This is a genomic window from Microlunatus ginsengisoli, assembly GCF_039537205.1.
In the GTDB taxonomy this organism is placed as follows: Bacteria; Actinomycetota; Actinomycetes; order Propionibacteriales; family Propionibacteriaceae; genus Microlunatus; species Microlunatus ginsengisoli.
Genome location: NZ_BAABAB010000016.1, coordinates 106,106 through 132,494, shown reverse-complemented (window position 1 = coordinate 132,494; position 26,389 = coordinate 106,106). Strand labels below are relative to the sequence as shown.

Here is a 26,389-nt window from a genome sequence, read left to right as displayed (position 1 = left end):
AGCGAAGTCTGGTTTCGACGAGCGAAGTCGCTTCGAGGAGAGGGAGTTGCCCGGTCGCGGCGCGGGCAGGTGGTCGGGCGGGGCCCGGCGGCCCTCGACTTCGCGCCGGTCCCGCCCCTCGACTTCGTGGAGGGGCCCGCCGGCCCCACACCTCGACTTCACGCGGCCAGCCGCGGCTTCGTTCACCGGCGACGGTGAGCGAAGTCTCTTTTCGACGAGCGAAGTCGGCACGAGCAAGGGGGGAGCGCTCGGATCGCCCGCCGGGTGACGCTGCTACCGGCCGAACCGGGCGCTTCGACCGGAATCAGGAACCGGCTCACCACCACTCGGCGTCGAGCTTGGCCTCGATGCTGCGGGCGTGCTCGCGCGCGCAGGCGTCGCACAGCACGGTGACCCGGTCGCCCTCCCGAGCCGTGCTCCAGGTCCACGGCACACCACCGGCGGCGATCGGCTCGTCCGCCCGGGGCGTACGTCCACAGCCGCTGCAGGAGGTCGGGCCCGGCGAGGCGGATCCGCTCATGACGCCGGTGCCGGGTCGGCGTACCCGGGCAGGAACTCCTCCAGCACCGTGCCGAAGGCGGCCCGGGCGTTCAGCTGGCAGAGCACCGCCAGCCCGCCGGTCCAGACCCGGTGGATGAGCAGGTACTCCGGCGGCAGGTTGAGCTGCATCCCGATCCCACCGGAGGTCCGCGGATTGCTGACCCGGGCGAACTGCGCCCGCATCCAGTCCCGGTTGAACTGGAACACCTCCTCCGAGGCCGGCTCCACGAACGGGGCGAGGTAGTCCAGCAGGTTCTCCGCGTCGATGTCGGACGCGACGAAACCCTCGCGGTGCAGGCCCTCGGCGACCTGATGCGCATCGCCGTTCTGCGCAATCCGCAGCAGCCGGCCGACCGCGGGTGGCAGCCCGTCCGGCATCCGCGCCACCAGGCCGAAGTCGACCACCCCCAGCCGCCCGTCCGCCATGATCTTGAAGTTGCCGGGGTGCGGGTCGGCGTGCAGCAGGCCGACCCGGCTCGGTCCGGCGAACAGGAACCGGACGTACTTCAGGGCGATCGCGTTGCGGTCGTCGTCGGGCCAGTCCCGGGCGACCGACAGCGGTTGGCCCTCGACCCACTCGCTGACCATCACCTTCGCGGTGCTGGCCAGCACGTGCGGGACGACGAACTCCTCGCTTCCCTCGAACCCGACGGCTGCCTGCTGCTGAGCCTGCGCCTCGAGCCGGTAGTCCAGCTCCTCGCTGACCCGAGCGGTGAGCTCGGCCACCAGCGGCTTGACGTCCATCCCGCCGGCGAGCGGCGCGAACACCCGCGACAGCCGCCCGATCTGGCGCAGGTCGGACCGCAGGGCGTCGTCGGCGCCCGGGTACTGCACCTTGATCGCCACGGCGCGCCCGTCGTGCCATACCGCCCGGTGCACCTGACCGATCGAGGCCGAGGCGGCCGGCAGCGGGTCCACCCGGACGAACCGGTCCTTCCAGTCAGACCCGATCTCGCGGGCCAGCACGGCGTGCACCCGCGACGTCGGCATCGGCGGAGCATCAGCCTGCAACCGGGTGAGATGCTCGCGATACGGCGCCGCGACGTCATCGGGCAGCACGGACTCGAACAGGCTCAGTGCCTGGCCGAACTTCATCGCGCCGCCCTTGAGCTCGCCCAGCACCCGGAAGATCTGGTCGGCGGTGGCGGCGTTGAGCTGCGCCGACACCTCGTCGGCGGACGTGCCGCCGATCCGGCGGCCGAGGCCCTTGGTGGCCCGGCCGGCCAGGCCGAGCGGAAGACCGGCGAGCTTCACCCCGCGACGGATCGACGACCGGGCGATGCCGTCGCTGTCCCCGCTCATGCCTGATCCGTCCCTCGTCCGACCCGTCCCGACCGACGGGTACGCGCTCCACCGTATGTCAGATCGGCAATCGCCCGGTCGATCCGGCTCAGCGGGCTCTGGCGTCGACCTCGTAGGAGGTGTTGATCGACTCGAAGAAGTTCACCAGCTGCAGCGTGTCGTTGGCCGTCGCCATCCATTTTGCCGGGTTGGCGACGCCGTAGGCGGGTTCGAAGCCGAGCTCGGTCAGCCGGCGATCGGCCAGATACTTCACGTACGTGTTGATGTAGTCCGCGTTCAGGCCGAGGATGCCGTTCGGCAGCAGGTCGCGGTTGTAGGCCTCCTCCATCGCCACCGCGCCGATGATCATGTCCCGGATCTCGGCGGCGAACTCCTCGGTGGCGATCTCCGGGTTCTCCTCCAGCACGGTGAGGATCAGGTTGATGCCGAACTTCAGGTGCAGGCTCTCGTCCCGGACGATCCAGTCGATCAGGGAGGCGAAGTTGCGCAAGAGGTTCCGCTGCCGGAACGACAGCGCGACCATGAAGCCGGAGTAGAACCAGATCCCCTCCAAGATCACGTTGTAGGCCACCAGGTTGCGGACGAAGTCCTGCATGCCGGCGACGGTGGCGATGTCGAGGGTCTGCTCGGTCATCCGCCTGATGTAGCGGACCTCGAACTCTTCCTTCGCCGCCATCGACGGCACGGTGACGTGGGACTCGTACGCGGCGGCCCGGTCGATCGGGAAGGTCTCCAGAACGTACTCGAAGGCCATGCAGTGGTTGGCCTCCTCCCACATCTGCTTGGCCAGGTAGAGGTGGCACTCGGCGGCGTTGACGTAGGGATAGACGCCGAACGCCAGCGCCTTGTTGACGAGGAGCTCGTTGGGGTTGAAGTAGCTCATCAGGTAGGTCAGCGCGTGCCGCTCGTCGGCACTCATCCGGGCGAAGTCGGCCAGGTCCTCACCGAGCTGGACCTCGTGCGGGAACCACGTGTTGGCCACCGCCTGGTCGTAGAGCTCGTAGGCCCAGGGGTAGGTGACGGGCTTGAGCAGCAGCCCCTCGGCGATGCCGGTGCCGAGGATGCGCGGGTGTCGGGGTGCGTCGATCGCGGTCATCACATGTTCCTTGCTGGGTCGTGGGTCGAGGTCACTGGCAGGAGTCGCACTGCAGGCGCTCCATCGGGTCCACCGGGCACGCCGCCGGGTCGACCCCGTCGATCACGTCGATCACGTCGAGTTCGATCGCGGTCGGCGGGACCGTCACCGCTGCGGTGATCGGGGCGACGGCCGGAGCTACGACCGGCTTGCGGGCGGCGCCGAAGCCGCGCCGGGCCGGCCCGGCCGCACCGGCGGTCGCGGGCCGTACGTTCTCGGCCTTGTTCACCCGCACCGTCGATTGCTCGGCGGTGTGCCGCGGCATCATGTGCAGGTAGTAGGTGGTCTTCACGCCGAGGTCCCAGGCTGCGCGATACAGCTCGGCCATCGCGGAGACGTCGCGGTCGGCCAGGTAGATGTTGCGGCTGATCGCCTGGTCGATCCACTTCTGGGCGCGGGCGGCGACCTGCAGGAAGGCGTACGGCGACAGCTGGAACGAGGTCCGGTAGACCTCCTTCAGCTCCGGGGGAACCGCGTCGATGTCGGCCAGATCACCCTGGTGCCGGAGCAGGTCCCCGCGGACCTGCTCCCACAGCCCGAGCGCCTTCAGGTCGGCGACCAGGTTCGGGTTCACCTCCAAGAACTTGCCGGCCGACGTGGCCCGGCTGAAGATCTGGCTGAACCGCGGGTCGATTCCGGGGGTGGTGCCGGCGACGAGCCCGATCGAGGCGGTCGGCGCGATCGCCAGCAGGGTGGCGTTTCGCATCCCGCCGGCGACCTTGGTCCGCAGCGCCGCCCAGTCGAGCCGGGCTGCCGGGTCCACGGTGACGGGAGCGCCGCGGTCGGCGGCGAGCGTCGCGAGGGTGTCGATCGGCACCATGCCCTGCGACCAGCGTGATCCGGCGAAGTGGGGATAGCTGCCTCGTTCGCGGGCCAGGTCGGCGCTGGCGTCGATGGCGTGGAAGCTGACGAACTCCATCAGCTCGTCGATCAGCGCGTACGTGGCCTCGCTCTCGTAGCTCAGCCCCAGCCGCTCGACCACGTCGGTGAAGCCCATCACGCCGAGCCCGATCGCCCGGTTGGCCTCGTTGGAGGTCTCCGACTCCGGCACCGAGGAGATGGTGATGTCGATCAGGTTGTCCAGCTGACGCACCGCCGAGCGGGTGGACTCGCGCAGCCGATCCCACTGGATGTCGTTGCCGACCAGATGGTTGCTCAGGTTGACCGAGGCCAGGTTGCAGACCGCCACGTTGTCGCGGTCCTGCGGCAGGCACACCTCGGTACAGAGGTTGGACAGGTGGATGGTGCCGGTGTTGTTGTTCAGGGCCCGGGTGTTGATCGTGTCCTTCCAGGTGAGCCACGGGTGCGAGGTGGTCTGCAGGGAGATCAAGATCGCCTGGAACTGCTCGCGGGCGGAGATCTTTGCGAACCGTCGCAGCGCGCCCGACTCGGCCAGGACGACGTACTCCGCGTAGCGGCGGGAGAACGCGGCGCCGTAGAGCTCGACCAGGTCAGGCGTCTCCAGCGGGTCGAACAGATACCAGTCGGCATCGTCGCGGACTCGCTTCATGAACTCGTCGGAGATCCAGACGGCGGTGTTGGCCGTCCGGGTCCGCCGGTACGGGTCGCCCGAGTTCTGCCGCAGGTCGAGGAACTGGGCGAAGTCGAGGTGCCAGTTCTCGAGATAGAAGCAGAGCGCGCCGAACTTCTTGCCGCCTCGGGAGACCGCGCGCAGCGTCGAGTCGATGGTGTGCATGAACGGGATCGGGCCGGTCGAGGCGGTGTTGTTCGACCGGATCGGCGATCCCTCGCTGCGCAGCTTGCTGACCGAGAGGCCGATCCCGCCCGTGCCCTTGGTCAGCCACATCACGTCGCGGACCGACTTGGCGATGTGCTCGATGTCGTCCTCCATTTGCATCACGAAGCAGTTCGAGAGCTGCGCATAGGAGGTGCCGGCGTTGACCAGGGTGGAACCGGCGGCCAGGTAGTCCAGCCGCGACATCTTGTCGTAGAAGCCCAGGGCCGCCTCGGTGGGATCGTGCTCGTTCAGTGCCAGGCCCATCGACACCCGCATCCAGAAGAACTGCGGCACCTCCAGCGGACGTCCGCGTCCGGTGTCCTCGGCCTGGTCGGTGGTCAGGTAGCGGGTCCGCATCGTCTGCACGCCGACGTAGCGCAGCAGGTCGTCCCGGGCCGGGTCCAGCGCGGCACCCAGCCGTTCCAGGTCGAACAGTTCCACCAGCCGGGCGTCGAGGATGCCCCGGTTCACTGCCTGCTCGACGTAGCCGGGGAAGAAGTCCCGGTGCAGGGCACGGATCGTGCCGGCGCCGGCCTCGCCGAACAGGTCGTGGGTCGAACCGAACACCTGCTTGTACAGGGTCTTGACCAGCAAGCGGGCGGCGATGGTGTCGTATCCGGGGTCGTCGTGCGCGTTCTGCAGCGCGACCTGGATGACCGCCTCGTCCAGCTGCTCGGTGGTGATCCGGTCGAACAGGACGATCTCCAGCTCCGAGCAGATCTGCGTGGTTCGCTCGATCGCCTCGGCCAGCCCGCGGGCGGCGGCGGAGATGGAGGTCGCGATCTCGTAGCCGTCGTACGGCTCGAGCGAGCCGTCGCGCTTGCGGACGCGGATGCTGCTGGTGGACGTGCTCGATGCCGTCATGAGGTCCCTCGTTCCAGACGCTGCGGAAGGCCCGCGCGAGGCGGGGACGGCGGCGAGGGCCGGCGCGTCGACACGGGTCGACCAGCCGGTTCGTCGTCGGCCCTCCCACGAGGCCGCGGACTCGGACACCCGCGGAGTCGGCCCGCGGGCGGGTAGCGGCAGGTCTTCGGACTCGCGAGCAGGATGGATTCGTCTGCCGACGGGTCCACCGGTTCCTACTGGCCGTCGCTTCCCGGGAGGAACCTCCCAGTGCCGATGACGGCGGTCGTTCTCGCTCACCGCTGCGGGGCAGTTCCGGTCTCGCACCGGATTCCCTCTTGCGACGACCGCCATGGGTGGGCGGCCGAACCAGCTACACGATCACCATATCTGGTAATCACACGGATGTAACTACCTAGATGTAGGGTTTGGCGAAGTTTCCGCGGCCGTTCCGATCAGCTCGCCAGCAGGTGTCCCCGACCCCAGCCGCACCCGCACGCCGGATGCTGCGGCCAGCGATGCCGGGTCGAGGCGAAGTCGCGCAGCTCGACCGACGTCCCGGTGGTCTCCGGCCAGGCCTCGCCGCGCCCTGCGAGCAGCGCAAGCAGCTCCGCCACGGCGGTGCCCGCGGCCCAGGCGACCACCGGCTCGGGCAGCAGGGCGGGAATCCGGGTCAGCTGGGACAGCAGCACCGGCCAGTCCGGGTCGCGGTCGCGCCGGATCAGGTCCGTGCACCGGACGCAGGCGGTCCGTCCCGGCAGCACCAGCGGGCCGACCACGGCGCCGTCGGCCGCGCCGCGGACGATCAGATGCGGCTGGTCGTCGCGCAGCAAGGTGTCGGCGATCATCCGGTCGACCTCCAGCCGGTCGGACGCGAGGACGGTCACGTCCGGCGGCGGGCTCGGTGCCCGGAGCCGATCGCCCGGAGCCCCGGTGATCGCGGACCACGGCGGGCCGGCGCTGATCCGCAGGCCGGACGGCTCGAACTCGGCCCGCAGGTCGGCGGCAAGCGCCTCGCACTGCCGGCCGTAGCCGAGCCGGCGCGGATACAGCATCCGGTCGACCGGATCGTCGTCGATCAGCTCCAGGGTGCCGCACGCGCTCGCCGACAGCAGCCGGGCGATCGAACGGCCCAGCCGGCCGGCCCCGATCAACCGGATGCGGTGGGGCACCGCGGCCGGTCCGGCCTCGCTCACCACCCCGGCGCCGGCCTCGCTCACCAGACCGGTGCCGACGAGCAGATCGAGCACCGCGGACGCCGTCGCCGGGCCGATCCCGCCGCGGGCCGCGACCCGGATCAGCTGCGGGCGGCTCCGGCTGCCGTCCACCAGCCGGAGCCAGTCCGCGACCGCGGCTCCGGCGGGGGAGATCACGACCGCGTCGGGGCTGTCCAGCCCGATCTGTACGGCGCCCGGCCGCAGCAGGATCGGCGTACCGGGGCGCAGCACCGGCCGGGGGACCGGAGCGGGTGCCCCGGCGGATCCTGCGGCATCACTCGGACGGTCGGTCAGCGGATCGGCGGAACAGCTCACGGGGTCGGTCGAGAACGGCATGCAGGCAGTCTGACCGAGTGTCAAGGGCAGCCGGGAGTTATCCACAGAGCAGTTTTCGACGGTTGCCGTCAGCGGGCGCCGCCGCGTTTCCGGTCGGGAACAGGCGAAAGGGGACGAACCGGGTCGGTTCGTCCCCTTTCGCGGATCGGTTCCGCCGCGGTGCTCGTCCGAGCCCGCGGCGGCCCGATCAGGCCTTGCCGAGGATGCGGTTGAGGTTGGTGCCGCACACCGGGCACTTGGCCTTGGCCATCCGGGTGCCCTTGTCGTTGACGTGCACCTCGCCGGTGGCCTCCCGCTTCTCCTTGCACTTGACGCAGTAGAACTCACCGCTGTAGCTCTCGGCCATTGGCCGCCTCCTTGCTCGTCTCTGTTCCGCAAACGGGTCGGGTCCGCGGTCCGCGGAGGCCGTCGGCTCCGCTCGGTCGCCGGTTACTCTACGCGAGCCCTCGGCGGCTGCGACGCGAACCACGCCGACGGCGTGCCGCGGCCAGGTCCGGCGTCCGCACGAATCCCGGCACGGGAAGGAGCGCGGGCACTGGGGCCGCGAGTCCGGCGGACGTACGGGTTCGACGGTCCGGGGAAAGGACGAAACCTCCAGAACCCGGATGCGCTTGCCTTCCCCTGCGAGCGGTCCGGTGACTGGAGGTCTCGTGGTGGGAACGCTAAAGCACCCGGACGGGAGCGTCAAACCGGCGTCTCGGCGGACGTGAAGGGCCAATTGTCCACTGCCTGTGGAAAACTCTGTGGAGAGCATGTGCAGACGCGCCGCAGCGGTTGTGGAGAGCGAGCGTTAGGCTCTGGTCGCCGGGCCGAAACCCTGTTGAAACCTGTTCGTCACTGGTCTGGTCAGCGTCCCAGTCCGACGGAGCGCGCCACGGCCTTGACGGCGTCGGCCGAGGCCTGGAAGAGGCCGATCTCCCGCTCCGACATCGGGACGTCGAGCACGCCCATCACACCGTTCTTGTCCACCAGGGAGGGAAGCGACAGGCAGACGTCGGAGACGCCGTGCTGCCCCTCGATCAGCGAGCTGATCGGCAGCGCGGCCTTCTCGTCGCGCAGGATCGCCTCGATCACCCGGGTCGCGGCGAGCCCGACGGCGTAGTTGGTCGCCCCCTTGCCGCGGATGATCTGCTCGGCCGCGGTGACCACGTCGCGGCCGATCCGCTCCCGAGCCACGTCGTCCAGACGCAGCCCGTCGGGGCTGACGAAGTCGGCGATGGGAACGGTGCCGATCGAGGCGGAGCTCCAGACCGGGAACTCGGTGTCGCCGTGCTCGCCTGCGATCCACGCGTGGACGCTCTGCGACGCCACGCCCAGCGAGCTGGCGATCAGCTGGCGGAGGCGGGCGGAGTCCAGCACGGTGCCGCTGCCCAGCACCCGGCTCTTGCCCAGTCCGGAGAACTCCAGCGCCGCCATGGTCAGCACGTCGACCGGGTTGGTCACCAGCAGCAGGACGCAGTCGGGAGCCACCTCCAGCAGGCGCGGGATCAGGTCGCGGCAGATGCCGACGTTCACCTCGGCCAGCTCGAGCCGGGTCTGACCCGGTTTCTGCTTGGCGCCGGCGGTGATGGCGATGACGTCGGCGCCGGCACAGACCGCGATGTCGTCGGAGCCGTCGATGTCGGCGGGCGGGCAGAACTGGAGGCCGTGGCGGAGGTCGAGGACCTCGGCGGTGACCTTGGCCCGGCTGACGTCGTAGAGCACGATGTCGTGCGCAACGCCCTTGATCAACGAGGCGTAGGCCAAGGTGGCGCCGACCGATCCGGCACCGACGATGGCGAGCTTGCTGCGGCGGAGAGACACGGCCATGTCGAAACGCTAGCGGGCCGTCGGGACCCGATTGCGGCCGGAGCGTCCTATCGTGTCCTGCATGTCGTCGGGTGGATCGGGTCGCGGGATCGCCGGGCCCCGGATCGAGGTCCGCCGCAGTGCGCGGCGCAAGCGCACCGTGCAGGCCTACCGGCAAGGCGACGCGATCGTCGTCCTGCTGCCGCAGGGGATGTCGGCGACCGACGAGGAGCGATACGTCGAGAGCATGGTCGAGCGTGTGCTCGCCCGCGAGGCGCGCCGGGCCGACGCCGGCAACGGCGGCGTCCTGATGGAGCGCGCGCGGCGGCTGAGCGAGCGCTATCTGCTGCCCCAACTGGGCCGCGCGCCGCTGCCTGCGACCGTTTCATGGGTGGACAACCAGCAGAAGCGCTGGGGATCCTGCTCGACCGAGAGCGGCGACATCCGGCTGTCCGACCGGCTGAAGCGGATGCCCGAGTGGGTACAGGACTATGTGCTGCTGCACGAGCTCGTGCATCTGGTCGCGCCGGACCATGGCAAGCGGTTCCGGACCCTGCTGTCGGTCTATCCGCGCGAGGACCGGGCGCGCGGCTACCTCGAGGGCTTCCAGGCCGGGTCGGGTCAGTCCGGCTTCGGTGACGATGCCGACTGAGCCCGTGGCCGGCGCGCCGGAGCCGGAGGTGACGAGCCGGCGCCGGTTGGTGGTGGTGCTGGCCCGCCACGTCGCCGCCGCCCCTGACCGCGTCGATCCGGCCGCGTTCGCGGCGGCGGCCCTGGCCGACAGCTACGAGGTGGCCGCAGACCTGGTCGACGTGGACGCCACGATCGCCGGGCCCGCGTCGGCAGCCGAGCTGCTGTATCCGGGCGCCCGGCTGCTCCCCGCCGACGCTCCGCTCGCCGAGCTGGTTGCCGTAGCCGCCGAGTCGGGGTACGCCGAGGTGGTGTTCCTGCCCGGTGACGCACCGGACCTGCCCGGCCTCGTGGTGGCGAAACTGTTCAAGGCGCTGAACCGCGCGGCGGTCGCGGTGGCGCCCGAGCGCGGCGGCACCGGCTGCGTCGCCCTGGGCGTGGCGCTGCCCCTCGCCGAGTGGGCGGAGCTGCCCGCGGACCTGGACACCGACCCGCGGCCATCGCTGTACCGCGCGGCGCCGCGCCGGTCGAAGGTCGCCAGCACGCCGGACTGGCACCGGCTGCGCAGCGCGGAGGACGTCCTCACCCGGCTCGACCCGGCCCTCGAGGGCTGGGAGGAGACCCGCCTCCTGCTCTCCTCCCGCCGCTGACCACCCGGAAACTGTGCGTATCTTGCAGCGACACGCCGAAGCGGGCTGCAACAGCTGCACAGTTTCCGGGGTCGGAGGGTGCGTAGTTTCCGGGGTCGAGGGTGCGTAGTTCCGGGGTCGGAGGGTGCGCGGTTCCGGGCCCGGAGCCGGTGGTCGGCTCAGGCTTGTGGCGAGGCGCCGCTCTCCGGGCCCGAGTCGCTGTCCGGGCCCGAGTCGTCGGCAGGCCCGGACTCGTCCGAACCGGGGGAGGCGTCGTCGAGCAGCCTGGCGAGGGCGGCGTCGAAGTCGTCGCCGGAGGTCTCGGAGGAGTCGCCCGCGCCGACGTAGCCCAGCGGGTCGTCGAGGTCGGCGGTGCCGGGGATGAGGTCGGGGTGCGACCAGACCTCGTCCCGGCCGTCGGCCCCGCGGGCGTCGCGGACAGCGGCCCACAGGTTCGCCGCGTCCCGCAGCCGGCGTGGCCGCAGCTCCAGCCCGACCAGGGTCGCGAAGGTCTCCTCGGCCGGCCCGCCGGTAGCCCGCGCCCGGCGGACGGTCTCGGCGAGCGCGCCCGCCGCAGGCATCCAGGGCGCGCTGGCCTGCGTCACCACGTCGTCCACCCAGCCCTCGACCAGGGCGAGCATGGTCTCCAGCCGCTCCAGCGTGGCCAGCTGGGCGGGGGACTTCTGCGGCTCGAACAGGCCGCCCTGCAGCTTCTCGCCGAGCTCCTCCAGATTGCTCGGATCGAGCTGGCCGACGGCCTCCTCCAGCGCACTGGTGTCGATGGTGATCCCGCGGGCGTATTCCTCCACCAAGGTCAGCACCTGCTCGCGCAGCCAGCCGGCGTGCGCGAACAACCGCTGCCGGGCGCACTCCCGCAGGGCCAGATAAAGGGTGACGTCGGTATCGCTCTGGTCCAGGCCCTCGCCGAAGGCGGTGATGTTGGTCGGCAGCAGCGCGACATGGCCCGGTTGGTTCAGCGGCAGCCCGATGTCGGTCGCCCCGACCACCTCGGTCGCCAGCTTGCCCAGACCCTGCCCGAGCTGGAAGCCGAACATGGTGGCACCGGAGGAGCGCAGCATCGGCCGCAGCATCTGCTCCAGGCCAGCCATCCCGGCCATGGCCGCGGCGTCGTCCTCGCCGCCCGAGGCCAGCGCACCCTCCATCGCGTCGGCGATCGAGGAGGCGACCGGCTCGACCAGCCGCTTCCAGACCGGAAGGGTCTTCTCCACCCACTCCGCCCGGCTCCAGGCGGCGACGCCGGCGCTGACCCGCGGCAGCGAGGTCGCCGAGTCCAGCCAGACCTCGGCCAGCGAGACCGCCTCGGTCAGCGCCCGCTGCTGTGCGGCGTTCGGGCTCGGATCGGGACCCAGCGAGGCGACCGTCTTGCGGGCCGTGTCCCGGGTCAGCTCCCAGTTCACCCCGGAACTCGCCGCGGCCGGATCGGCGAGCCCGCGGCCGAAGAAGCCGGACCCGGCGCCGGAGCCCCCGGCGCCCGGCATCGCCATCCCCGGGAACATGGTGGCGAAGGTGGACTGCAGCTGCTGCATCAGCGCGTTCATGTCGCCGGTCTGGCCCGACCCCAGCGAACGGAGCAGCGCCTCCAGCGGGTTCGGCGGCTGGCCCTGGTCCCCGCCGGACTTCCCGCCGGCCTGGTCCCCGCCCGACTTCCCGCCGGCCTGGTCCCCGCCCGACTGCCCGCCGGGCTGGTCGCCGGACTTGTCGGGCTCGTCGGGGTCGCCGGTCGGTTCGAGCGGCCGTTCGTCGGCCATGGGGTCTCCTCGAGATAGCGGTCGGGCGAGAGGGTACGGGCGAGAGGGTACGGGGGCACGCGGCGGTGGGTCTGGGCATCCCACGGTACGCGGGCGGGTTGTGTCTGCGCACGTCGATCGCTGTGAGCGCAATGTCGCTTGCCCGCTGGGCTAGGGTCGGGGCATGTCTGTGAGCGGTGCCCCGGTGGCCAGCCCGGGTGCGCCCGCAGAGCCCGCGCGGACGTACGCCGCCGTGACCGAGTCCGTGCTGAGCGTCGACCGGATGCTCGCGCAGGTGGCCGACCGGCGGGTCGGGGGGATCGGCCTGTTCGTCGGGGTGATCCGCGACTGGGACTCCGACGCCGAGGTGACCTCACTGGACTACACCGGCCACCCGTCCGCGGAGCAGGCGCTGCGCCGCTGTGCCGAGCAGGTGGCATCGGCGTTCGACGTGCTGACGGTCGCGGTGGAGCACCGGATCGGGCACCTCGAGGTGGGCGACCTCGCCGTGGTGGTCGCGGTCGGTGCCGTGCACCGGGGGCCGGCGCTGGAAGCCTGCCGGCGGCTGATCGACGACCTCAAGGCCGAAGTGCCGATCTGGAAGGAGCAGCACTTCGTCGACGGGTCGACTGGCTGGGTCGGTCTGGACCAGTCCGAACCAGCGACCGGGCCCGAACCAGCGACCGGGCCCGAATGAGCGACCGGGCCCGAATGAGCGAGCGCGCGTGACCCGACAGACCTGGACCGCGCTGGTCGCGGCGCTGAGTTTCGTCGCGCTGGCGGCGCTGCTGGCCGTGATCGGTGTGCCGTACGTGACCTGGAGCCCGTCGGGTGTGCACGACGTGTTCGGCACGGTCGACACCAAGGGCAACTCGGCCGGCGAGCCGATGATCCAGGTGTCCGGCATCGCCACCTATCCGACCACCGGCCAGCTCGATCTGACCACCGTCGCGGTGACCAGTGCCGACGCGCGACTGAGCCTGCCGGAGGCGCTCGCCGCGTACTGGCTGCCGCACCGCGACGTACTGCCCCGGGACTCGGTCTATCCGCCCGGGACGACCGAGGACCAGGCCGTGGAACGGGAGGCCGACCAGATGTCGGACTCGCAGGACAATGCCGTCGTCGCTGCGCTGCGGGAGGCGGGCCAGCCGGTCACCGAGATGCCGGTGATCACCGCGGTCACGGTCGGCGCTCCGGCGCACGGCAAGCTGCAGCCGGGCGACCTGATCGTGTCCGTCGGCGGCACCAAGATCGCGCAGGTCGCCGACGTCGGCGCCGCCATCCGCAAGTACGAGGTGGGTGAGCAGGTGCCCTTCGTCGTGCTCAGGCAGGGCGAGCGGACCGAGGTAGAGGTGAGCACTGCCTCGTCATCGGCCCAGGCGGGCGTGCCGGTGGTCGGCATCACGGTCGGAACGGGCTACTCCTACGAGCCGACGATCTCCTTCGACCTCGGCGAGCAGCTGGGCGGGCCCAGCGCCGGCCTGGTCTTCGCGCTCGCGATCTACGACAAGATCACCCCGGGCGGGCTGCTCGACGGCCGGCACGTGGCGGGCACTGGGACGATCGACGCGAACGGGGTGGCGGGGCCGATCGGCGGCATCCAGCAGAAGATCGCCGGCGCCCAGCGAGCCGGTGCCACGGTGTTCCTCGTCCCGGCCGCGAACTGCGACGACCTGGCCGGCGTGCAGACCGACCTCTCCCTGGTCAAGGTCCGCACCCTGCACGAGGCGGTCGCCGCGCTGCAGAAGATCGACCAGGACGGCCCCGACGCCGCCGGACTGCCGAGGTGCTGATGAGCTCCCATCCGGACGCTGCGGGCCCCGTGCGCGCCGGCACCGACGCCGACCCGGCCGGTACGTCCCTGGTGGCGGCCCTGCTCGAGGTTGAGCGGCATGTCGGCGCCGCCGGCTGGGATCAGCCGAGCCGCCTGTTCGCGCTGGTCGCGACCGAGCGGCTGCTGGCTGCCGAGCCCGGGCTGGCCGACCGGTTGCGGGCCCCGGGGGCCGGTGAGCCGGCCACCCTGACCGCGATCGAGCAGGACCATTTCGCCGCGACCGACGACCTGTTCGCCGACCTGGCCCAGGTGAGCTGGCCGGCCACGGTCGACGGCTGCGCGCTGGCGGTCGAGCGGATGTTCCTGCCGGCCGGTGCCGAGGCGGATCTGCCGGACGACCCGCAGGCCGCCGCCGAGGTCGTCGCCGGCCACCCGCGACGCCAGGAGGTGCGGGTGGTGGTCGGCGTGGACCGGGCCGGGCGGCGGCACGGCGTGGCCCGGCTGCGCAGCGAGCCGGACGAGTTGCTGGGCGGAACCGACCTCGTACCGGGTCTGGCCGAGGTGTTGGCACATACGCTGAACTGAACCGAAACCACTCGGCGACCTGGTTCGTTCGTGAGAATGACCCGTCAGGTCGCTGTGAATCCGCCGGGACACCCAATCCCAGCGATACCCGCCCGAGTCAGAAACAACCGCACTGTCGTACTTGTATTGAGGAGCAACCCCAGGTGAGCAGCCTTCGCATGACGCGCCGACCTCGCGGCGCGATCTTGCCGACTCTCGTCATCGCCGCGGTGATCGTCGTCGCGTTCGCCATCTTCACCAACATCTGGACCGAACGGCTGTGGTACAGCTCGTTCGACTTCGGCACGGTGTTCAACACCATGTTGCTCACCCGGGTCGGCCTGTTCTTGGCGTTCGGGCTACTGATGGCGACCCTGGTCGCGGCGAACGCGGCGATCGCCTACCGGATGCGGCCGAAGTTCAGCGGCGGACCGACCAGTGCGCTGCTGCAGCGGTCCCGGGACGTGCTCGAGACCCGGTTCGCGCTGATCGTCGGGGCGATCTCGGTGGTGATCGGCCTGTTCGCCGGGGGTGCCGCGGCCGGGGAGGTGTCGACGTACCTCGCCTGGCGCAACGCCACTCCGTTCGGCGAGAAGGACCCGATATTCGGGCTGGACATCAGCTTCTTCGTCTTCTCCTACCCGTGGTGGCGCTTCGTCATCTCCTTCGTCTTCTCCGGCTTCGTGCTGTCCACCATCGCTGCGGCGGTGGTGCACTACCTCACCGGGGCGATCCGGTTCTCCGGCCGGCGCGGCGCGACCACCGCGGCCCAGGCGCACCTGTCGATCCTGGTCGGGCTCGCGGTGCTGACCAAGGGGGTCAGCTACTGGTTCGACCGCTACGGGCTGGAGATCAGCAACACCTCGCTGCTGACCGGCATCAACTACACCGCCGCCCACGCCGGAGTCACCGCCAAGCTGATCCTGGCCGTGATCGCGGTGCTCTGCTCGATCCTGTTCTTCGCCAACGCGGTGATCCAGCGCTGGGTGGTGCCGACCATCGGGCTGACCCTGATGGTGCTGTCGGCGATCGTGCTCGGCATCGTCTACCCGGGCGCCGTGCAGTACTTCAGCGTCCGGCCGGACGAGCCGGACAAGGAACGGCCCTACATCCAGAACAACATCAACGCGACCCGGGCCGCGTACGGCATCGACAAGGTGGAGATCACCGACTACTCGGCCAAGACCACGGCGACCGCGGGCCAGCTGCGCAGCGACGCCGAGGCGCTGCCGGGGATCCGGCTGATGGATCCGAACCTGCTGAACGGCACCTTCGAGCAGCTGCAGCAGGTGCGCGGCTACTACTCGTTCCCGAAGACCCTCGACGTCGACCGCTACACCATCGACGGCCAGGAGACCGACGCCGTCGTCGCGGTTCGCGAGATGGACCTGTCCGGACTGCCGGCGGAGTCGCAGAACTGGAACAACCTCAAGACCGTCTACACCCACGGCTACGGCCTGGTGGCCGCGTACGGCAACCGCAGCCAGTCCGGCGGCCAGCCGGACTGGATCGCCGGCGGCATCCCGACCAGCGGGGACCTGAAGGAGGTCGAGCCGCGGATCTACTTCGGCGAGCTGATGGGCCAGCGGCCCAGCGAGTACTCCATCGTCGGCGCGCCGGAGGGGTCGACGGCGATCGAGCTGGACACCCCGAGCGGCGGTGACGCCGGCAACGCGAGCACCTACACCTACTCCGGCAGCGGTGGTGTCCCGGTCGGCAGCCTGTGGCACCGGCTGCTCTATGCGGCGAAGTTCGCGGACGTGAACATCCTGCTCTCGGACCGGGTGAACTCGGCCTCGAAGATCATCTACGACCGGACGCCGCGGGAGCGGGTGCAGAAGGCGGCGCCGTGGCTGACGGTCGACGGCGACGCCTACCCGGCGCTGGTGGACGGCCGGATCAAGTGGATCGTGGACGGCTACACCACCTCCAACAGCTATCCCTACAGCCAGCGGGTGGCGCTGAACCAGGTCACCGCCGACTCCCAAACCCAGGTCGGCGGCACGGTGGTGGCCCAGCCCGACACCAACATCAACTACATGCGCAACTCGGTGAAGGCGGTCGTCGACGCCTACGACGGCACCGTCACGCTGTACGCCTGGGACAACTCCGATCCGGTGCTGCAGACCTGGGAGAAGGTGTTCCCGGGCGTGGTCCAGCCGAGGTCGGCGATCTCGCCGGACCTGCTGTCCCACCTGCGCTACCCGCAGGACATGTTCAAGGTGCAGCGCCAGATCCTGGCCCGTTACCACGTGACCGATCCGGGCACCTGGTATCAGCAGTCGGCCACCTGGCAGATCCCGAACGACCCGGTCGCCGGGCCCGGCAGCACGGTCACCGAGCAGCCCTACTACCTGTCCATCAAGTGGCCCGAGGACGAGGGGGCGGTCTTCTCACTGACCACGGTCTTCGTACCGAAGGGCCGGTCCAACCTGGCCGCGTACATGGCCGTGAACGCCGACGCCTCCAGTCCGGACTACGGGCAGATGCGGGTGCTGAAGATGTCGGACACCACCCAGATCGACGGGCCGGGGCAGACCGCGAACGCGTTCAACACCAACCCGACCGTGGCCGAGGCGCTGCGACCGTTCCTCAACCAGGGCTCGGCCAACGCGCAGAGCGGCAACCTGCTGACCCTGCCCGTCGGCGGTGGCCTGCTGTACGTGCAGCCCGTCTACACCCAGCGCCAGGGCAGCAGTGGCGCCTACCCGGCGTTGCAGTTCGTGCTGGTGCGGTTCGGCCAGCAGGTCGGCATCGGCGCGACCCTGCAGCAGGCCCTGAACCAGGTCTTCGGCGGCGACTCGGGAGCGACCACCGGTGAGGGCGACGGCAGCGGCGGCAGCGGCGACCAAGGCGGAAGCGGCAAGGTCGACAACCCGGCCGCGGTGAAGGCGCTCGCCGAGGCCCAGACCGCGTTCGCCAACGCCGACAAGGCGTTGAAGGAGGGCGACCTGGCCATGTATGCCACCCAGATCAAGGCGGCGCAGGAAGCCGTCGGCCGGCTGAAGCAGGCGCTCGGCCGCTGAGCTGAGACCGGCCGCGGCGGCCCGGCACGCCGCCGCGAAGACGCGGAAAGTGTGCAGCTGTGGCAACTGCGAACGTTTCAGAGTTGCCGTAGCTGCACACTTTCCCGGGGGTTCTCGGGCGTTCCCGGGGGTTTCCCGGGGCGGATGGGGCGTCGGTCCGGGCGGCTAGGCTCGGGCACATGCAGTGCCCCGTGGACCAGACCGTGCTCGTGATGAGCGAACGCAGCGGCGTCGAGATCGACTACTGCCCGACCTGCCGCGGGGTCTGGCTCGACCGTGGCGAGCTGGACAAGATCCTCGACCGGGCCGCCGCGGTGGCGCCGGTCCAGGCGCCGCGGCAGGAGAGCGTCAGCTATCCCGTCTACGACCCGCGCAACAGCGGCCACGACCCGCGCTTCCAGGGCTACGACCCGCGCTATCGCAAGAAGAAGAAGCGATCGTTCCTGGACGAGTTCTTCGATTAGTCGGTTCTTCGACCGAGCAGGTTCGTCGACCCAGCCGATCGAGCGCAGTCCGACGGGTCGGGCTGGTTGAAGCCGCGGCCCGCTGGCTGGCGACCCGGGCCGCGTCCGACCGAGGTGCACCTGGAAGGCGCTCGCGGTGGCATCGTGTCGCCGATCGACCCCGCGCGGCGGAAAATGGCCTCGGAAAACGCTTGCCGGTCCGCGTGTGGTCGATCTGCGACACCCACCCCTGATCCGACCGTGACGTTGCGCGTCCGACCCGACTTCGAGCCCAATCGCCCAATCGCGACTTCGCGCGTCCAACCGCGACTTCGCGCGCCTTTCCCGGCGAGCGAAGTCGCGCGACGCCGAGCGAAGTGGCGGCGGATCGCGACCTAGCGGTCCGATCGCGGCCGGGAGGGTCAGATCGCGCGGACCTCGAGGTCGGCGAAGCCGCTCGCGCTGAGCGGCTCGGCCAGCTTCTCCGCGTCGCCGACCACGACCAGGGTCAGGTCGTCGAGGTGGACCAGTTCGCCGTACGCCTCGGTGGCGGCCGGCGCGGTGACCGCGGCCAGCGCCGCCAGGTTGCGGTCCACCCAGTCGTCGTCGAGGCCCATCAGCGCCTGGACCGCGGCCTGGTCGGCGACCCCGTCCGCGGTGGCGTAGCGCAGCGGTGACACCCCGACGAAGTAGTTGATCGCGTCGGCAACCTCGCCGTCCGTGATCGGCCGCGCCGACACGTCCAGCAGGTCCCGGGCGGTGGCGATGGCATCGGCCACGACGTCGGTCCGGAACGAGCCCTGGAGGGCGTACGTCCCCCCGCTGCGCATGGGGGAGAAGCCGAACCGGACGCCGTAGGTGTAGCCCTTCTCCTCCCGCAGCACGGCGTTCAGCCGGGACAGGAAGGCGCCGCCGACGGCATAGCTCGCGACCGTGACGTCGGCCCACAGCCGATGGGTGCGGTCTACGCCGAACCCCCCGAGCCGTACGTCGGCCTGCACCGACCCCGGCCGGTCCAGCAGAACCGCCCGCCGCAGCGCCGCCGCCGGCTGCTCCCGCCGGCCGGCGAGCTGGCCGGGAACCTGCCAGCCGCCGAACGACCGCTCGGCCAGCTCGACCGGGTCGGTCCGGAAGTCGCCCGCCATGATCAGCGTCGCGTCCCGTGGCCCGAACCGCTCGGTGTGGAAGGCGCGGACCTGGTCGACGCCGACCTCGCCGACGGTGTCCGGCTCGCCCGCCGTCATCCGCGACGCCCGGAACGCCGGGTCGAAGACGGCCTCCCGGAACGCCATCGAGGCGAGCTGCGACGAGTTCGCCTGTGCCTGCTCGATCTCGGCCAGGCGCAGCGTGACGTGCCGGCGTACGTCGGACTCGCCCAGCGCGGGCGAGGTGACCGCCTCGGCGAACAGGGGCAGTGCCGCGTCCAGCCGGGTGACCGGCACGTCCAGCACGGCCTGGATCCCCGCCAGGCTGACGTCGATGCCGAAGCCCGCTCCCTCGGTCTCCAGGACCTCGGCGAACTCCTCGCCCGGGTGCGCGGCCGTGCCCTCGTCCAGCACCCGGCTGGTGATGGTCGCGACGCCCTCGTAGGGCCGCTCCTCGTTCTCCAGACCGAGTTCGAGCACCAGATGCCCGGACACGACCTGCTGACCCGGCAGCCGGTAGACCACGAGCTCCAGACCGTTGGACAGCTGGTGCCGGGTCGGCGTCGGGAACGACCACGGTCCCGGTGGGGAGACCGGTGGCCGGCTCGGAAAGCTGCTCACGGTGTCTCCTCTGTGGTCGCGCCCGGTGTCTGCTGTCCGCCCGTCCGGCGATAGTGCAGCGTTGCCCGGTGGTCCGGTCCGAACCAGGTCCGGGCGGCGTCGAGGATGTCGTCCGCGGTGACCGCGCCGATCTCGTCGACCCGCCGATTGACGATCCCGGGATCGCCGAGCAGCGTCGCATGCTCGCCCAGCGCGTCCGCGCGGGAGTCGATCCGGGCCAGCTCGTGCAGCCAGGAGCGCTCGAACTGGGCCTTCGCCCGGCGCAGCTCCAGCTCGGTCGGCCCATCGGCACCGAGCGCGGCGACCTGCCCGACCAGCTCGGCCTCCAGCTCCTCCAGCGCGACCCCGTCGCGGGCCCGGGCATAGGCGAAGCCGAACGAGTTGCCTCCGATCAGTCCCATCGTGCTGGCGCTGGCGCTCTCGGCCAGCTGCAGGTTGCGGACCAGGTGCTTGTGCAGCCGGCTGGTCTGGCCGTGGCCGAGCACGCCGAAGGCGAGATCCAGGGCGTCGAACTCGGCGGTGCCGCGGCGGGGGAGCCGCCAGGTCAGATAGACCGCGTCGGACGGGACGTCGGCGACGATCTCGGCCCGGGGCGCGTCGGTCAGCGGCGGCAGCGGGTCGTCCGGCGGATCGGGCGGCACCGCCCCGGCGGGCAGGTGGCCGAAGTAGGTCTCGGCCTTGGCGAACGCCGTCTCGGGGTCGACGTCGCCGGCGATCGTCAAGACGGCGTTGTTCGGCAGGTAGTGGGTTGCGAAGAAGTCACGGACGTCGGCCAGGGTGGCCGCGTTCAGGTCGTCCATCGAGCCGATCGTGGTGTGCCCGTACGGGTGGTCCGGCGGGAAGGTGAGTTCGATCAGACGTTCCATCGCGTTGCCGTACGGCACGTTGTCGTAGCGCTGCCGCTTCTCCTCCTTCACGACCTCGCGCTGGTTGTCCAGGTTCTCCTGGGTGAGCGCGTCCAGCAGGGTGCCGAGCCGGTCGGCCTCCAGCCACAGGGCGAGGTCGAGGCCGCCGGTGGGCAGGGTCTCGAAGTAGTTGGTCCGGTCGAACCAGGTGGTCGCGTTGACCGAGGCGCCCGCGGCCTGCATCAGCGCGATGTGCTGGCCGGAGGGGACGTGGGCCGAACCCTGGAACATCACGTGCTCGAACAGGTGCGCGAAGCCGGTCCGGCCCACCCGGCCGGCCGCGCCGACCTGCTCGTGCCGCGAGCCCACGTCGTACCACAGGTTGACCGCGACCGACGGCGCGCCGTGGTCGGGGCTCGCGATCACCCGCAGACCGTTGGCGAGCGTACGTTCCACGATCGGGTAGTCCCCGTGGCCGGGGTCGGTCTCGAGCACCGTCATGGCGACCATCTCAGCACAGCGGGCGAAGCCGACCTGGGTACGGTCGAAGGCATGTTGATTGCCGAGGAGTTCCTGCTGTTGGCGATGGACGACAGCTCCGGTCGCAAGACGATGGGCAGCGAGAGCCTCGAGCCGGCGCTCGCGGCGGCGCTGGTGGTCGAGCTCGCCCTGGCCGAGCGGATCGGCATCACCCCCGCCGACGCCGGCTGGCGCGAGCGCGGCCGGGTCCGGATCCTGAGCCCGGCGCCGACCGACGACCCGGAGCTGGACGCCCTGCTCGCCACCCTGCAGCAGCGCGAGGGGCAGAAACTGAAGGACCTGATCAGCCCGCTCAGCGGCAAGCGCATCTCCAGGGGCCTGCCGGATCGGCTGCTGGCCCGGTTGGTGGCCGCGGGCGTGCTCACCGGCGCCGAGCACAAGGTCCTCGGGCTGTTCCCGAGCCGGACCTACCCCACCCGCGATCCCGAGCCGGAGGAGGCGGTCCGCCGCCGCCTGCAGTCGGCGCTGGTGGGTGGTGAGACGCCGACCGAGGCGACGACCGCGCTGATCGCGCTGCTGAACGCGACCAACCGGGTGACCAAGGTGGTGCAAACCGAGGACAAGCGTGCCCTGCGTGCCCGGGCGAAGCAGCTCAGTGATGGCGACTGGGCGGCGAAGGCGGTGAAGGACGCGATCGACGAGACGTACGCGGTGATGGCCACGATCACCGCCGGCGCAGCGGCCGGTGGCGCGGCGTCCGGCTGAGCGCCCAGCTCTCCGCCGTCACGCTGACGCGAATCTGCCGGTCGAACGGCCCCTTGAGCCGATTTCGGGCGGAATGCGGATTCGAGCGGCAGAGACGCGTCAGTCAGAGCAGCCCGGCGGCCCGGGCCGGCTCGGCGTACGCGATCGCCAGGGTTTCCACGGTCTCGTGTGCGTTCAGCCCGCTCGGGTTCGGTACGACCCAGACCCGGGCACCGTGCAGCCGGTCGGGCTGCTCGCCGTTGATCGTCTTCGGCCGGCCGAACGCGGTCCGGTACGCGGTCACGCCGAGCACCGCGACAACGGGCGGCCGGTGGGCGGCGATGAACGCGTCGAGTTCGATCCGGCCCGCCTGCAGCTCGGCCTTGTCCAGTTCGTCGGCCCGCGCGGTGGCCCGGTGGACCAGGTTGGTGATGCCGATCCCGCGATCGCGGAAGTACGCCCGGTCGGCGTCGGTCATCCCGTTCGACGGATTGATGTCGCGGTCGATGATGCCGGCCCGGCGTAGCGCCGGATAGAAGCGGTTGCCGGGTCGGGCGAAGTGGGTCTGGACGGCGGCGGTCCACAGCCCGGGATTGATCCCGACGAACAGCAGCCGGAGGTCGGGGCCGACCAGGTCGGGAAGGGTGGCGTTGCGGTACGACTCCAACTCGGCCCGCGTGAACCCCACCGCCGCACCCTACCCGGCAACGCCGCCTCGCTACCTGCTCAGACGACCCGCCCGAGCAGCGGGAGCACGATCGCGCAGAGCAGGGCGGCGCCCAGCCGGGGTCCCCACAAGCGCAGCGGATCCGGCCGCTCCTGATCGGGTCTGACCGGCTCGCTGATCCAGGCCGCGAGCCCGGGTCCCAGGAACGCGGTGCCGCCTAGCACGCTGCCGCCCGCCAGGACGAGCGGGGCGACCACCATGGCGATGGCCAGCAGCCCGAACCAGACGCCCAGACCGAATCTGCGGGCGAGCAGCGGGAGCGCAACCGCCGCGACGATCCCGGCCGCGAGCAGCCCGTAGACGAAATACCCCAGGCAGCGGAAGCCCTCGCTGTGGCACCGGTTGGCGCCGATCACCCCGGCGATCAGCACGGGCAGCCCGCAGCCCAGGGCGAGCGCGGTAACCAGGTAGCCGAGCAGCACCCGCTGCAGGTCCCGCGGGCTCGGTCGGATTCGGGTACGCGGCATCGGTCCATTTTGCTGCACGGCGGGCCGAGCCCGGCATCGGACGCGGGATAGCGTGGAGCGATGACCAGCACCCCACTGGACCTCGGCCGGCCGATCGCGGGCGACGTGGTCGAGCTGATCCTGGACGATCATCGCCGGTTCGAGGAGCTGCTCCGGACGCTCCGCGACGCGAGCTCCGACCGCGATGCGGTCCGCCGGGCGTTCGCCGCGCTGCACGTCGCGCACGCCGAGGCGGAGGAGCAGGAGGTCTATCCGACGCTGCGCCGCAAGCGGGCGGTCAGCGCCCACGAGGCCGAGCACGGCGAGCACGAGCACGCCGAGGGCAACGAGGCGTTGCTCGCGGTGCTGGAGCTGAAGGGGACCGACACCGACGCGTTCGACGACGCGGTCGAGGAGCTCGCCCGGGTGGTCAACCATCACCTGACCGAGGAGGAGCTGACCATCCTCAACCCGGCTCGGGAGGAGGTGTCGGAGCGAGCCCGGGCCGAGCTGGGGCTGGCGTTCGTCCGGGTCCGCAACGCCCAGCTCGACGACGACTGCGGACGGCTGGAGAACGTACGCCGGATCGTCGCTCGGGCCGCCCGCCGCGGACTTCTCGACGAGGAAGACGACCAGGACTAGGTCGGGTCAGTCCGCGCCGCGCTCCATCGCCGCGACCCGCTCGGGGTCGTCGTCGGCGAAGACGTACCGCTTGCCGCCGAGCCAGGCCGCCAGCGCGGCGATCAGCGACATCACCGCGGCCGCCCCGAAGACGATCAGCAGGCCCTCGTGGAACGGCTGGGCGATCAGGTTCGGGAAGAAGGTCTTCCCAGTCAGCGTGGTCGCGTCGACCGCCGGCAGGTGCTCGAGCACCCCGGTCGGACCGAGCAGGGTGGCGATCGGGTTGTAGCCGAGGAACGCCGCGAACAGGCTGCCGACCGGGGGCAGACCGGCGATCTGTGCCGCGACATCGGTGGGTACGTGGTGACCGATCAGGCCCTCGTACAGCGTGTTCGGCAAGGTGGCGGCCAGGCCGAGCACCATCAGGGAGAAGAAGATACCGATGGACAGCGACGAGCCGGCGTTCTGCACGGTGCCGGCCATCCCGGAGGCGGAACCGCGTTGCGAGGCCGGGACCGCGTTCATGATGGTGGCCCGGTTGGGCGAGGCGAACATCGCCGAGCCGATCCCGTTCAGGAAGGTGATCGCGGCGAACGTCGGGTAGCTGAAGTTCACCGGCAGCAGCAGCAGGGCGACGAAGGTGGCCGCTGTGATCAGCATCCCGACCGTGGCCAGCACGCGGGCGCCCCAGCGGTCCGACAGCGCACCGGAGATCGGGCCGGCGATCAGGAAGGCGACGGTGATCGGCAGCATGTAGATGCCCGCCCACAGCGGGGTGTCCTCGTACGAATAGCCGTGCAGCGGCAGCCAGATCCCCTGCAACCAGATGATCAGCATGAACTGCAGGCCGCCGCGACCGACGGCCGCGAGCAGCCCGGCGAGGTTGGCCATCGCGAAGCTGCGGATCCGGAACAGCCGCAGCTCGAACATCGGTGACTCGCTGCGGAGCTCCACCACGACGAAGACGACCAGGATCGCGACGCCGCCGATGATCGCGGCCAGTACCCACGGGTTGCCCCAGCCGGTCGGGGAGTCGCCGTAGGGCTGGATGCCGTAGGTGATCCCGGTCAGCAGCGCGGTCAGCCCGACCAGGAACAGCAGATTGCCCGGGATGTCGAGCTTGCCTGCCTTGCGGACACCCACCTCGTGCAGCGACTTGTACGACCAGATCGTGCCGAGGATGCCGAACGGCACGCTGACGAAGAAGACCGCCCGCCAGTCGATCACGGCGAGCAGTCCGCCGACGATCAGGCCGATGAAAGAGCCGGCGACCGCGGCGATCTGGTTGATGCCGAGCGCCATCCCGCGGCGGTGGGTCGGGAATGCGTCGGTGATGATCGCGGTCGAGTTCGCGAACAGCATGGCGCCGCCGACGCCTTGGACGACGCGCCAGCCGATCAGCCAGAGGGCCCCGGGGCTGCCGGTGAACGGGTCGAAGGCCAGCGCGATCGAGCCGACGGTGAACACCACGAACCCGAGGTTGTAGATCCGGACCCGGCCGATCATGTCGCCGAGCCGGCCGAAGCCGACCACCAGCACCGCGGTGACGAGCATGAAGCCCATCAGCATCCAGAGCAGGTAGCTGACGTTGCCCGCGTCCAGCGGGTTCAGCCGGATGCCGGTGAAGATCGCCGGCAGCGAGATGATCACGATCGAGGAGTTGATGGTCACCATCAGCATGCCGAGGGTGGTGTTGCTGAGCGCCACCCACGGATAGCGGGGGTGATCGCGGTGGAAGGCGCCGGTGCGTTCCGGCGCGGCGGTGCTGGTCACGAGGCTCCCGGGGGCGTGGGGTGCGCGGCTGGTCGGTCGAGCATCGTCGGTCTGGGTCAGCCACGAGGCATGTAGCAAGGCTAACTATATTCCAATGGGCGTACGTGTCCCACCGGTGGGCGCACGTGGACCGGCACAATCCGGCCGCGGCCGGAAACTGGGGGTCCTGGCGGCCGAACTGGCCCGCAAATTCCAGCCGCGGCCGGAGTTTGGCCGGGACAGCTGAACTGACCCGCACATTCCGGCCGTGGCGGGAAAGTCGGGCCGGAGGCAGCCGACCTGACCCGCAAATTCCAGCCGCGGCGGGAAAAGTGGGGGCGCTCGCGGCCGAACTGACCCCGAATATCCGGCCGCGGCGGGAAAGTCGGGCCGGCGGCAGCCGAACTGACCCGCACATTCCGGCCGCGGCGGGAAATCGGGGCGGCGACAGCCGAGCCGCGCAGTGGCGGCACTTTCCGGCCGCGGCGGGAAAGTGGGGGCGCTCGCGGCCGAACTGACCCCGAATATCCGGCCGCGGCCGGAATTTCGTATCAGGGGGCAGCGCGCGGACTACTCGGGCGCGCCGAGGCCGTGCCGGAGGGCGTACAGGCTGGCGCCGACCCGGTTGCTCGCCCCGATCTTGAGGTACGTCCGCTCCACGTGGTTGCGGACCGTCTTCTCGCTCAGCACCAGTCGCGCGGCGATCTCCCGGTTGGACAACCCGCGCGCGACCAGCCCGAGCACCTCGCGCTCGCGCGAGGTGAGCGCGTCGTCGCGACGGACCCGCGGTCCCGGACGTCCGGCAGTGCTGGCGACCGCCTCGACGCACTCCGGGTCCAGTGCGCCGCGGGCGGACCGGCGGCGGAGCCGGGCGGCAGCCTGATCGGGCGACATCGCCTCGCGATAGGGCCGCGGCTCCAGTGCGGACTGGAAGGCGACCGCGGCGGCGAGCAGGCGTTCGGGCCGGCCGAGTGCCGCCCCGTCGAGTCCGAGCGGGTAGCCGCTGCCGTCGAGGTGCTCGTGGTGGGAGCGGGCGACCAGCCGTTCGACCCGCAGGCCCGGGATCCGGGTGAGTACGCGATCGGTGAGATACGGGTGCATCCGGACCCGCTCCCATTCCGAGGTGCTCAGCTCGCCCGGCTTCGACCAGACGAGCTGGGAGATCCCCAACCGGCCGATGTCGTGCAGATGTCCGGCCCGGCGCACCGCGCGCTCGTCGGCCGGCCGCAGGCCGAGCGTCCGGGCCGAGGCCGCGGCGAGGTCGGCGACCCGGCGGGAGTGGCCGAAGGTGAACG

23 protein-coding genes and 1 riboswitch are annotated in these 26,389 nt (G+C 70.9%); of the genes, 9 read left to right on the top strand and 14 right to left on the bottom strand.

Annotated elements, in window-relative coordinates:
• Positions 1–316: 316 nt before the first annotated feature.
• From ABD747_RS12120 to ABD747_RS12090, 7 genes are all read right to left on the bottom strand, one after another.
• A complete protein-coding gene (locus tag ABD747_RS12120) occupies positions 317–520 on the bottom strand; it encodes a hypothetical protein (RefSeq protein WP_344804788.1) in 204 nt (67 codons plus the stop codon).
• Positions 517–1,842: an ABC1 kinase family protein gene (locus ABD747_RS12115; protein WP_344804786.1), complete on the bottom strand. Its 1,326-nt coding sequence runs from the start codon at positions 1,840–1,842 to the stop codon at positions 517–519. The genes ABD747_RS12120 and ABD747_RS12115 overlap by 4 nt, the downstream gene beginning before the upstream one ends.
• Positions 1,843–1,930: 88 nt before the next feature.
• Complete coding sequence (locus ABD747_RS12110) at positions 1,931–2,938, bottom strand: ribonucleotide-diphosphate reductase subunit beta (RefSeq protein WP_344804784.1); 1,008 nt, start codon at positions 2,936–2,938, stop codon at positions 1,931–1,933.
• Between the two features lie 31 nt (positions 2,939–2,969).
• Complete coding sequence (locus ABD747_RS12105) at positions 2,970–5,579, bottom strand: ribonucleoside-diphosphate reductase subunit alpha (protein WP_344804782.1); 2,610 nt, start codon at positions 5,577–5,579, stop codon at positions 2,970–2,972.
• Between the two features lie 140 nt (positions 5,580–5,719).
• A riboswitch (cobalamin riboswitch) is annotated at positions 5,720–5,948 on the bottom strand.
• Positions 5,949–6,013: 65 nt separating this feature from the next.
• Entirely contained in the window at positions 6,014–7,111 is a 1,098-nt protein-coding gene (locus ABD747_RS12100) for a TOMM precursor leader peptide-binding protein (RefSeq protein WP_344804780.1), read from the bottom strand.
• 187 nt (positions 7,112–7,298) lie between these two features.
• Positions 7,299–7,457: a DUF5679 domain-containing protein gene (locus tag ABD747_RS12095; protein WP_344804778.1), complete on the bottom strand. Its 159-nt coding sequence runs from the start codon at positions 7,455–7,457 to the stop codon at positions 7,299–7,301.
• Between the two features lie 500 nt (positions 7,458–7,957).
• Positions 7,958–8,920, bottom strand: a complete 963-nt coding sequence (locus ABD747_RS12090; protein WP_344804776.1) for an L-lactate dehydrogenase — start codon at positions 8,918–8,920, stop codon at positions 7,958–7,960.
• 61 nt (positions 8,921–8,981) lie between these two features.
• Here ABD747_RS12090 and ABD747_RS12085 point away from each other — a divergent pair, with 61 nt between their 5' ends.
• Together ABD747_RS12085 and ABD747_RS12080 are read left to right on the top strand one after the other, a co-directional pair.
• Positions 8,982–9,551, top strand: a complete 570-nt coding sequence (locus ABD747_RS12085) for a M48 metallopeptidase family protein (RefSeq protein WP_344804774.1) — start codon at positions 8,982–8,984, stop codon at positions 9,549–9,551.
• Entirely contained in the window at positions 9,541–10,179 is a 639-nt protein-coding gene (locus ABD747_RS12080) for a hypothetical protein (RefSeq protein WP_344804772.1), read from the top strand. Before ABD747_RS12085 ends, ABD747_RS12080 begins: the two co-directional genes overlap by 11 nt.
• A gap of 158 nt (positions 10,180–10,337) precedes the next feature.
• Here ABD747_RS12080 and ABD747_RS12075 read toward each other — a convergent pair whose 3' ends face one another.
• Positions 10,338–11,717: a zinc-dependent metalloprotease gene (locus tag ABD747_RS12075; RefSeq protein ID WP_425562518.1), complete on the bottom strand. Its 1,380-nt coding sequence runs from the start codon at positions 11,715–11,717 to the stop codon at positions 10,338–10,340.
• A gap of 373 nt (positions 11,718–12,090) precedes the next feature.
• Between ABD747_RS12075 and ABD747_RS12070 the strand changes: the two genes are divergently transcribed.
• From ABD747_RS12070 to ABD747_RS12050, 5 genes are all read left to right on the top strand, one after another.
• Positions 12,091–12,603 (top strand): molybdenum cofactor biosynthesis protein MoaE, encoded by a 513-nt coding sequence (locus tag ABD747_RS12070; protein WP_344804768.1) that lies wholly within the window; start codon positions 12,091–12,093, stop codon positions 12,601–12,603.
• Between the two features lie 28 nt (positions 12,604–12,631).
• Positions 12,632–13,699, top strand: coding sequence for a YlbL family protein (locus ABD747_RS12065; protein ID WP_344804766.1), 1,068 nt, complete (start codon positions 12,632–12,634; stop codon positions 13,697–13,699).
• Complete coding sequence (locus ABD747_RS12060) at positions 13,699–14,265, top strand: PPA1309 family protein (protein WP_344804764.1); 567 nt, start codon at positions 13,699–13,701, stop codon at positions 14,263–14,265. The genes ABD747_RS12065 and ABD747_RS12060 overlap by 1 nt, the downstream gene beginning before the upstream one ends.
• Before the next feature lie 158 nt (positions 14,266–14,423).
• A complete protein-coding gene (locus ABD747_RS12055; RefSeq protein ID WP_344804762.1) occupies positions 14,424–17,270 on the top strand; it encodes a UPF0182 family membrane protein in 2,847 nt (948 codons plus the stop codon).
• 179 nt (positions 17,271–17,449) lie between these two features.
• Positions 17,450–17,734, top strand: coding sequence for a TFIIB-type zinc ribbon-containing protein (locus ABD747_RS12050; RefSeq protein WP_344804760.1), 285 nt, complete (start codon positions 17,450–17,452; stop codon positions 17,732–17,734).
• 401 nt (positions 17,735–18,135) lie between these two features.
• Here the strand turns inward: ABD747_RS12050 and ABD747_RS12045 are convergent, their stop codons facing one another.
• Positions 18,136–19,479 carry a M16 family metallopeptidase gene (locus ABD747_RS12045; RefSeq protein ID WP_344804758.1) on the bottom strand — a complete coding sequence of 448 codons (1,344 nt, stop codon included), beginning with the start codon at positions 19,477–19,479 and terminating at the stop codon, positions 18,136–18,138.
• Entirely contained in the window at positions 19,476–20,825 is a 1,350-nt protein-coding gene (locus tag ABD747_RS12040; RefSeq protein WP_344804756.1) for a M16 family metallopeptidase, read from the bottom strand. Before ABD747_RS12040 ends, ABD747_RS12045 begins: the two co-directional genes overlap by 4 nt.
• Positions 20,826–20,876: 51 nt before the next feature.
• Between ABD747_RS12040 and ABD747_RS12035 the strand changes: the two genes are divergently transcribed.
• Entirely contained in the window at positions 20,877–21,569 is a 693-nt protein-coding gene (locus ABD747_RS12035; protein WP_344804754.1) for a GOLPH3/VPS74 family protein, read from the top strand.
• A gap of 103 nt (positions 21,570–21,672) precedes the next feature.
• On the opposite strand, the gene ABD747_RS12030 is transcribed toward ABD747_RS12035, so the two are convergent.
• Entirely contained in the window at positions 21,673–22,236 is a 564-nt protein-coding gene (locus ABD747_RS12030) for a mismatch-specific DNA-glycosylase (protein ID WP_344804752.1), read from the bottom strand.
• A gap of 38 nt (positions 22,237–22,274) precedes the next feature.
• Positions 22,275–22,742: a hypothetical protein gene (locus ABD747_RS12025; RefSeq protein WP_344804750.1), complete on the bottom strand. Its 468-nt coding sequence runs from the start codon at positions 22,740–22,742 to the stop codon at positions 22,275–22,277.
• 60 nt (positions 22,743–22,802) lie between these two features.
• Between ABD747_RS12025 and ABD747_RS12020 the strand changes: the two genes are divergently transcribed.
• Complete coding sequence (locus ABD747_RS12020; RefSeq protein WP_344804748.1) at positions 22,803–23,363, top strand: hemerythrin domain-containing protein; 561 nt, start codon at positions 22,803–22,805, stop codon at positions 23,361–23,363.
• Between the two features lie 6 nt (positions 23,364–23,369).
• On the opposite strand, the gene ABD747_RS12015 is transcribed toward ABD747_RS12020, so the two are convergent.
• Positions 23,370–25,115 (bottom strand): MFS transporter, encoded by a 1,746-nt coding sequence (locus ABD747_RS12015; RefSeq protein ID WP_344804746.1) that lies wholly within the window; start codon positions 25,113–25,115, stop codon positions 23,370–23,372.
• Between the two features lie 549 nt (positions 25,116–25,664).
• Positions 25,665–26,389: HD domain-containing phosphohydrolase (locus ABD747_RS12010; protein ID WP_344804744.1), on the bottom strand; the 725-nt coding region annotated here is incomplete at its 5' end.

Excerpts from the sequence above, each read along its gene's own strand:
- ABD747_RS12095 (WP_344804778.1), bottom strand. The coding sequence starts at position 7,457 with ATGGCCGAGAGCTACAGCGGTGAGTTCTACTGCGTCAAGTGCAAGGAG.
- ABD747_RS12060 (WP_344804764.1), top strand. The coding sequence starts at position 13,699 with ATGAGCTCCCATCCGGACGCTGCGGGCCCCGTGCGCGCCGGCACCGAC.
- ABD747_RS12055 (WP_344804762.1), top strand. The coding sequence starts at position 14,424 with ATGACGCGCCGACCTCGCGGCGCGATCTTGCCGACTCTCGTCATCGCC.
- ABD747_RS12070 (WP_344804768.1), top strand. The coding sequence starts at position 12,091 with ATGTCTGTGAGCGGTGCCCCGGTGGCCAGCCCGGGTGCGCCCGCAGAG.
- ABD747_RS12020 (WP_344804748.1), top strand. The coding sequence starts at position 22,803 with ATGACCAGCACCCCACTGGACCTCGGCCGGCCGATCGCGGGCGACGTG.
- ABD747_RS12085 (WP_344804774.1), top strand. The coding sequence starts at position 8,982 with ATGTCGTCGGGTGGATCGGGTCGCGGGATCGCCGGGCCCCGGATCGAG.
- ABD747_RS12115 (WP_344804786.1), bottom strand. The coding sequence starts at position 1,842 with ATGAGCGGGGACAGCGACGGCATCGCCCGGTCGTCGATCCGTCGCGGG.
- ABD747_RS12025 (WP_344804750.1), bottom strand. The coding sequence starts at position 22,742 with ATGCCGCGTACCCGAATCCGACCGAGCCCGCGGGACCTGCAGCGGGTG.
- ABD747_RS12120 (WP_344804788.1), bottom strand. The coding sequence starts at position 520 with ATGAGCGGATCCGCCTCGCCGGGCCCGACCTCCTGCAGCGGCTGTGGA.
- ABD747_RS12035 (WP_344804754.1), top strand. The coding sequence starts at position 20,877 with ATGTTGATTGCCGAGGAGTTCCTGCTGTTGGCGATGGACGACAGCTCC.
- ABD747_RS12110 (WP_344804784.1), bottom strand. The coding sequence starts at position 2,938 with ATGACCGCGATCGACGCACCCCGACACCCGCGCATCCTCGGCACCGGC.
- ABD747_RS12100 (WP_344804780.1), bottom strand. The coding sequence starts at position 7,111 with ATGCCGTTCTCGACCGACCCCGTGAGCTGTTCCGCCGATCCGCTGACC.
- ABD747_RS12080 (WP_344804772.1), top strand. The coding sequence starts at position 9,541 with ATGCCGACTGAGCCCGTGGCCGGCGCGCCGGAGCCGGAGGTGACGAGC.
- ABD747_RS12090 (WP_344804776.1), bottom strand. The coding sequence starts at position 8,920 with ATGGCCGTGTCTCTCCGCCGCAGCAAGCTCGCCATCGTCGGTGCCGGA.
- ABD747_RS12105 (WP_344804782.1), bottom strand. The coding sequence starts at position 5,579 with ATGACGGCATCGAGCACGTCCACCAGCAGCATCCGCGTCCGCAAGCGC.
- ABD747_RS12040 (WP_344804756.1), bottom strand. The coding sequence starts at position 20,825 with ATGACGGTGCTCGAGACCGACCCCGGCCACGGGGACTACCCGATCGTG.
- ABD747_RS12050 (WP_344804760.1), top strand. The coding sequence starts at position 17,450 with ATGCAGTGCCCCGTGGACCAGACCGTGCTCGTGATGAGCGAACGCAGC.
- ABD747_RS12075 (WP_425562518.1), bottom strand. The coding sequence starts at position 11,717 with ATGAACGCGCTGATGCAGCAGCTGCAGTCCACCTTCGCCACCATGTTC.